At 64.9% G+C, this 5,437-nt stretch carries 9 protein-coding genes; 6 read left to right on the top strand and 3 right to left on the bottom strand.

Annotation, left to right across the window (positions count from 1 at the left end; translation table 11 throughout):
* Nucleotides 1-181: 181 nt before the first annotated feature.
* A complete protein-coding gene (locus ACZ3TS_RS42390; protein ID WP_467628430.1) occupies nt 182-955 on the bottom strand; it encodes a TRADD-N-associated membrane domain-containing protein in 774 nt (257 codons plus the stop codon).
* 230 nt (nt 956-1,185) lie between these two features.
* On the opposite strand from ACZ3TS_RS42390, the gene ACZ3TS_RS42385 reads away from it, so the two are divergent.
* Nucleotides 1,186-1,776 (top strand): hypothetical protein, encoded by a 591-nt coding sequence (locus tag ACZ3TS_RS42385; RefSeq protein ID WP_467628427.1) that lies wholly within the window; start codon nt 1,186-1,188, stop codon nt 1,774-1,776.
* Nucleotides 1,777-1,840: 64 nt separating this feature from the next.
* Nucleotides 1,841-2,071: a hypothetical protein gene (locus ACZ3TS_RS42380; RefSeq protein ID WP_467628424.1), complete on the top strand. Its 231-nt coding sequence runs from the start codon at nt 1,841-1,843 to the stop codon at nt 2,069-2,071.
* 97 nt (nt 2,072-2,168) lie between these two features.
* On the opposite strand, the gene ACZ3TS_RS42375 is transcribed toward ACZ3TS_RS42380, so the two are convergent.
* Together ACZ3TS_RS42375 and ACZ3TS_RS42370 are read right to left on the bottom strand one after the other, a co-directional pair.
* Nucleotides 2,169-3,020, bottom strand: coding sequence for a helix-turn-helix domain-containing protein (locus ACZ3TS_RS42375; protein ID WP_467628421.1), 852 nt, complete (start codon nt 3,018-3,020; stop codon nt 2,169-2,171).
* Nucleotides 3,021-3,032: 12 nt separating this feature from the next.
* The gene (locus ACZ3TS_RS42370) at nt 3,033-3,785 is read right to left on the bottom strand and encodes a DUF6879 family protein (protein ID WP_467628418.1); all 753 of its coding nucleotides are present in this window, start codon (nt 3,783-3,785) and stop codon (nt 3,033-3,035) included.
* 174 nt (nt 3,786-3,959) lie between these two features.
* Between ACZ3TS_RS42370 and ACZ3TS_RS42365 the strand changes: the two genes are divergently transcribed.
* The 4 genes from ACZ3TS_RS42365 to ACZ3TS_RS42350 all read left to right on the top strand — a co-directional run bounded on the left by ACZ3TS_RS42365 (nt 3,960) and on the right by ACZ3TS_RS42350 (nt 5,143).
* On the top strand, nt 3,960-4,163 hold the full coding sequence (locus tag ACZ3TS_RS42365) for a hypothetical protein (RefSeq protein WP_467628416.1): 204 nt from the start codon (nt 3,960-3,962) through the stop codon (nt 4,161-4,163).
* Nucleotides 4,163-4,399: a hypothetical protein gene (locus ACZ3TS_RS42360; protein WP_467628413.1), complete on the top strand. Its 237-nt coding sequence runs from the start codon at nt 4,163-4,165 to the stop codon at nt 4,397-4,399. The genes ACZ3TS_RS42365 and ACZ3TS_RS42360 overlap by 1 nt, the downstream gene beginning before the upstream one ends.
* On the top strand, nt 4,396-4,572 hold the full coding sequence (locus ACZ3TS_RS42355) for a hypothetical protein (protein ID WP_467628409.1): 177 nt from the start codon (nt 4,396-4,398) through the stop codon (nt 4,570-4,572). The genes ACZ3TS_RS42360 and ACZ3TS_RS42355 overlap by 4 nt, the downstream gene beginning before the upstream one ends.
* Nucleotides 4,573-4,942: 370 nt before the next feature.
* Nucleotides 4,943-5,143, top strand: coding sequence for a hypothetical protein (locus tag ACZ3TS_RS42350; RefSeq protein WP_467628406.1), 201 nt, complete (start codon nt 4,943-4,945; stop codon nt 5,141-5,143).
* Nucleotides 5,144-5,437: the final 294 nt, after the last annotated feature.

Below are 5,437 nucleotides of genomic sequence, written 5' to 3'. Positions count from 1 at the left end.
GGTGGAAGCGTAGGAACTCCCATCATCGCAGGTCAGCAGGCACCTCTTCCTATTTCCCCGTCCACAGACAGCCCCTCACGCGGTGGATCGAGGCTCAGAAGTGGCTCCGGCTCCCTCGGATTGATCGTCCCCACGAAAGCAGAGATGCAAAGCGACGTGATGGCCGGCCCGCGTCCGAGGCTCACTCGGCGGTGTCGCCCCGCTCGATCTCCTTGGGCTGGTCGCTGGGGAGCAGGCGGTTGACCATCGTCTGATTTGCCTGCATGTTGAGGGCCTTCATGGCGGCTGCCGCGTTGAGACGGTCCCTGGCGTCCTTGTCCTGGACACGGTCGATGAAGGTCGTCGCGCTTTCAAGCTGGTGGTCAGCGTCGATCTTGTCCTCGATGCGTTCGGCCGCCTTCGTCAGGTTGGCCATGGCGCGCTTCGAATGCAGGGCCAGAGCCCCACCGCCAGTAGTGATCAACACGCCCGTCAGGCCTGTCACGAGCGGCACATAGCCGTGGTTGGGGCTCCCCGTATGGAACAGCGCCAGGACCGCCCCGACGAGGATCACCGCCGCCCCGCCCGTCATGAAGTACACGCTCAGCCGGAACGTCCACTCGGCCTGCTTCAGGGCGTGCTTCAGGAACTCGAAGTGGAACTTCTGCCTCTGCTCGGCCAGGCTGCCGGGGCGACTGTTCTCGGGGGCAGGGAGTTGAATACCTGCGGAGTGCTGGATGAAGACGTTGTTGACCTCACCGGCAGACTGGACCACCCCCTGCTGCGGGGGGTTGCCATCACGCGGTCGTCGCACACGGTCATGGAGAACCCTCCTAACAAACCCACGGGCCGCAGGTGAAAGGTCGAGTTGGGCCACCATGTCATACACCGAAGGCTGTTCAGGCCAAAGAGGCATTTGGTCCCGGGGTACGCCGTCCTTCTCCGCAGGGGTGTCGCCATCGTCCGTCGTCGCCATCCCCGGCCTCCCCCGATCACACCAACTGACGCGTACCCAACTCCCTTCAGCGTAGCGCCGGTCAGTGACGTCGGCCCCAGTTCCCGGGGGCCATCGCCTTGTCTAGCCGGCACACCCGTCCCGGGCTCCCGTGGGGTCTCCGGCGGCCTCCCGTGGGCCGGACGGCAGGCGCCCCGGGGGTACGTGCACGAGGCCCCGGAGACCCCGTCCCGGGCTTATGCTCTGCCGCTATGCAGATCGCACCTGTGATAACCACGCTCGTCGGCGCAGGGTTCGGCTCCCTCTCAACAGCCCTGGTGGCCGTGGCAGTTCAGCGAGCGACACGGAGGCGTGAGCGCGAGCACAAGCTCTGGGAACGTCAGGTGGCAGTCATCGAAGAGTCCCTCAAACATGAACGGGCCCTCGCGCAGGCACGCCAGGGCGCGATGCGTGATCCGGACGGCGACCTCAGGGAATCTCTCAAGAAGACATTCAACGCGGTCGACGTAGCGAAGATCCAGGCCAACCTTGAGCTGTACGGATCCCCGATGATGAAGAATGCACATCAGGCGGCGTTCGAAGCATTCAAGGACTGGTTCGTGGAGTTCCTCCAGTGGCAGGGCTGGAACAAGCGCACCGGTCCCGGTCACGAAGAGGAAGAGCGCGCCGAAGCGGTACGCGAGACGACCAAGCGGTGGCCGAATGTCGAGAATCTTTCCATCAAGGCCGATGAGGCGTACGACGAATTGGTGAAGGTGATGCGTGCCACGGCGGTCTTCGAGCCGGTCGTCCGCCGGGTGACCTCGGAAAACAAGCGCGAACTCCGGGGCACCGATTCCTGACACTATGCCAGAAACGGGCATCCCGATATCATGCGTGCGTTGGCCCGTTCACTCAACTATCGCCATGGCCGGTCCGATTCCGGCGATCGCGCTTGCGGCTATCTTCGGCATCTGGGACACGTATGAGCTCTTCCAGCACGTCAAGGCAGTCCGCAACGACACCAATTCGGAAACAAAGCACGGAAAGGTTAAGGAAAACAACAAGGAGGCGAGGTTCGACATGCGAAAGGTTTTGCTCTTCATGTCGGCCGCCAGCGCAGTATATGGATGGTTCCACATGGCGGAAGTTGAGTGAACGGTCCGCGCGCTGAAGGGGCACCTCATCACAGGTACCCCTTCAGCATTTATACAATCGGAGAGTCGGGGAACTCAGAACGGCATGCCCGCACGCTTCAATGTCGGTTCAGCGCACGTCGTGCGACGTTAATGACGTTGTGGGCGTCGGCCCCGTACACCGCCGACTCCCGCAGGGTCTTCCAGACCTTCGTGTACAGGGCGATGTTGTCGGCGTCGTCCAGCCACAGCTCCGCGTGCCAGTCCTCCGCGACGACCAGGCGGTCATCCAGCACCCAGAAGCCGTTGGCGGGCACGATCTTCACGGAGGCGGTGAACGGGATGATGCCCAGCTCGACCGTGTCCATACCGATCACGCCGGTCAGCCGGTCAAGCTGTGCGGCGAGTACTGAGGGAGGGCAGATCAGGGAGCGCAATGCGGCCTCCCACATCAGCACGTGGAGCTTGCGGCCGGACCGGTACAGCCACTCCTGGCGTTGTACCCGGGCGCGTACGGCGTCCTCGATGTCGCTGGCCGACCCCAGCAGCTCCGCGTACCGCCGGATGACGTGGCGCGCGTACTCGGGGGTCTGCATCAGACCGGCGATCACCGACTCCTCCCACACCCACATCTCTGAAGTGCGATCGATCTCCTTGGTCAGGCTCTCGTGCAGGGGCTTGAAGCCGTTCGCCAGGGCACGGCGCCACGACCGGATGTGGCTTTCGAAGCCGGCAAGCCTCGCCGAGAGTTCGGGGTACACGTCCGGCTGCTTGGTCGCGTCGGCCCACGCCCTCAGATCCTCGGGGGTGGCCGTCTGCTTGCCGTTCTCCAGCTTGCTGACCTTGGAGCCCGGCCAGCCGAGCCGCTCGGCGAGTTGCTGACCGGTGAGCCGACCGCCAGGGCACGAGAAGCGGAGTTCCCGGAGCCGCGCCCCCAGCGCTGCCCGTGCCTGCTGGTAGTCAGTGCTCACCGGTCACGCACGCTAGTCGGCCTGGGGCACCTGCGCGGCGAACTGGTCGTACGGCACGGCGTTGTGCATGGCCGCGTCCCGTGCGATGCAGTACCGCACGACCTCCGCCGGTTCCGTGATCAGTTCGATGTTGAGCAGGTTGTCGTCGTTGTCGAAGTGCAGCAGGGCGACGAGACGCGAGTCGAAGATCCAGAAGTCTTCTGCGGGCAGACCGGCCCGGTCCGCGTCCTCACGCCACAGATAGCGGATGTCCTCGCCGACTGCCGCGTTGTGCCTGGCGTAGTCGAGCAGGAACAGTTGCTCCGTGGTGGGCGGCTTGTCGGCGATGCGGACCCGGCCGACCCGCTTGCCGGCCTCGGTCTGGCGCCGGATGTTGATGAACCAGGGCTCGTCCGGGTCACAGGTCGACGTCCCCGTGTCCAGGAACGCCTGATAGTCCGGGTCCTGCCGGTCGGAGGCGTAGCCGCGCCGGGTCTCCAGGCGCCAGGCGGTGTGTTCGAACGTCTCGAACAGGCGCCGGAAGGTGTCCCGGTCGACCAGTTCGGGCACCCGCTCCATCTCCTTCGGCCCCCAGTTCACGAGCAGTTCGCGCGGCACGACCACTGCGGCCTCGTCCGGCCCGAAATGCTGAAGCTGTGCGAGGTCTGCAGGGTCGGTGACCGGCGTGCCCTGAACGACGATCTCACCGGACTGGACGTCCGTGTGCAGGCCAGGGCAGCCGTCGACCTTGCTGTCCGTGCCGGTGAAGCGTAGCTGACGAGCCATGGGCGCTCTCCCTTCCAGGGGCGTTGATCCAATCAGCATGGACGGGGCCCCAGCTCGGCACTACGGGGTGAGGCAGGGCGTAGGAGAAAACTCCAGCAATCTGAGCCACCCCGTCGAGCAAACTTGAGAAAACAGCATATCGTCAGCCAACTCCCCACTTCTAGCGTCCGGTTCATGGCTACGAAGCAGAAACGGGACGTCGACCCGTACGCGGCAGTGGAAGCCCTGAGAGCAGCCCTGGACGACGCCGGAATCGTCCTCCCCTCCCTGCGGGTCGATCCCGCTTCACCTGCGCTGAAGCTCGTTGAACTGGGGCGGGTCCGTGCCGACGTGGCCGAGCGCCTCGCCCAGGCACTCCAGCGAGGGGGCCACGAGTGATGGCCGAGGAGCAGCAGCCTGAGGGCGCCCTGGTCATCGACACCGCCAGCAACAAGCTCGGGTACGTCATGGGCTATGAGGGGCCGTACGTCCAGCTGCGCCCCGTGACCGGCGGACGCGAGTGGGACGCCGACCCTGCTCGCGTCCGCCCCGCAACAGAGGACGAACGCCTTCAGGCGATGCGCGAGCGCACCCGCGCCATGAACACCTTCAGCAGCGGGGGGATCTTCGGATGAGCGCGCCCGTCGACACCTCCACGATGTCCGCCGAGTGCGCCCTCGCCCAGCGTCCGGACTACAAGGATCTGCACGACGAGTGCCGCCAGACCCAGGACGTCCCCGTCCCCCACGGTGGCGGTCTCCTGCTTGTCCCCCGCTGCACCTGCCCTCACCACGCCAAAGACGGATGAGAGAAACCAATCTTTACCTCAACTAGGGCGATGTACAGCTTGGTTGAGTTCGACCCCGCTCCCGTGGGCCCCCTGCTACAGTCCTATCGGCAAGTCGCTAAGCATCTCCACCTCGGAGGCTTCACGGGCTAGTTCTCAGCGTTCCGACTGGGTACATCGCGGCAATCGTGGTGTGCACCGCATGGCGTGAGTCGAAACCACAGAGCAGGCCTCTCCAGATCCTGCGGCAACTCGGGACTGTCGCGACTGCTGGCAAGACCCGAGAACATTTGCGCACACGTCGGCGCGGGTGTCTCGGTCCGAACCGTAGGGTTCGGATCGAGGCTGCCTGCGCACCCGATCCGACCCATGACAGGGAAGGTAAGGATCGGTGGACGGCACCGCCATCATCATCATTCTCGCCATCGCTGGCGTGGCTTCCGTGCTGCTCTTTGCGCTCAAAGGACTGCTGGACCAGGTCCCGGACGTGATCGACTCCGCCGGGCGAGCCCGCGACGCGTGGCACCGCTTCAAGAAGCCCGAGCTGCAGCCTCCGGCGGACGACGAGGCGCAGCCGCCTGCCACCGCGTAGGTCAGCGCGAGCCGTCGCTGAGGGTCAACTGCAGTGAGACGGGGCTCACTTATGGCCCTGATGAGCTGCGATCTTGAGTGCGCCCGGCTTACCCTGAGTTCTGCACGCAGGAGGTTGCAAGCTCCCGTGTGCAGTCGAAGCCCTTTGCGTCGCTTCTTGTGATCTGCGCCCGGATGGTGCAGGGAGTTCCAGGAAGCGTGTGAAGTTCCCCCCTGATCTTGGACAGCGGATGCTTACGCTGCGGGGGTGAAGTCTTGCTGCAGCCTGGCTCGGGTTTCGAGTGGGGTGAGGTAC

The organism is Streptomyces sp. NPDC022910 (assembly GCF_055561075.1).
This window is presented reverse-complemented; position numbering and strand designations above follow the sequence as displayed.

Excerpts from the sequence above, each read along its gene's own strand:
- ACZ3TS_RS42370 (WP_467628418.1), bottom strand. The coding sequence starts at position 3,785 with ATGGCTCGTCAGCTACGCTTCACCGGCACGGACAGCAAGGTCGACGGC.
- ACZ3TS_RS42355 (WP_467628409.1), top strand. The coding sequence starts at position 4,396 with ATGAGCGCGCCCGTCGACACCTCCACGATGTCCGCCGAGTGCGCCCTC.
- ACZ3TS_RS42390 (WP_467628430.1), bottom strand. The coding sequence starts at position 955 with ATGGCGACGACGGACGATGGCGACACCCCTGCGGAGAAGGACGGCGTA.
- ACZ3TS_RS42380 (WP_467628424.1), top strand. The coding sequence starts at position 1,841 with ATGGCCGGTCCGATTCCGGCGATCGCGCTTGCGGCTATCTTCGGCATC.
- ACZ3TS_RS42360 (WP_467628413.1), top strand. The coding sequence starts at position 4,163 with ATGGCCGAGGAGCAGCAGCCTGAGGGCGCCCTGGTCATCGACACCGCC.
- ACZ3TS_RS42365 (WP_467628416.1), top strand. The coding sequence starts at position 3,960 with ATGGCTACGAAGCAGAAACGGGACGTCGACCCGTACGCGGCAGTGGAA.
- ACZ3TS_RS42385 (WP_467628427.1), top strand. The coding sequence starts at position 1,186 with ATGCAGATCGCACCTGTGATAACCACGCTCGTCGGCGCAGGGTTCGGC.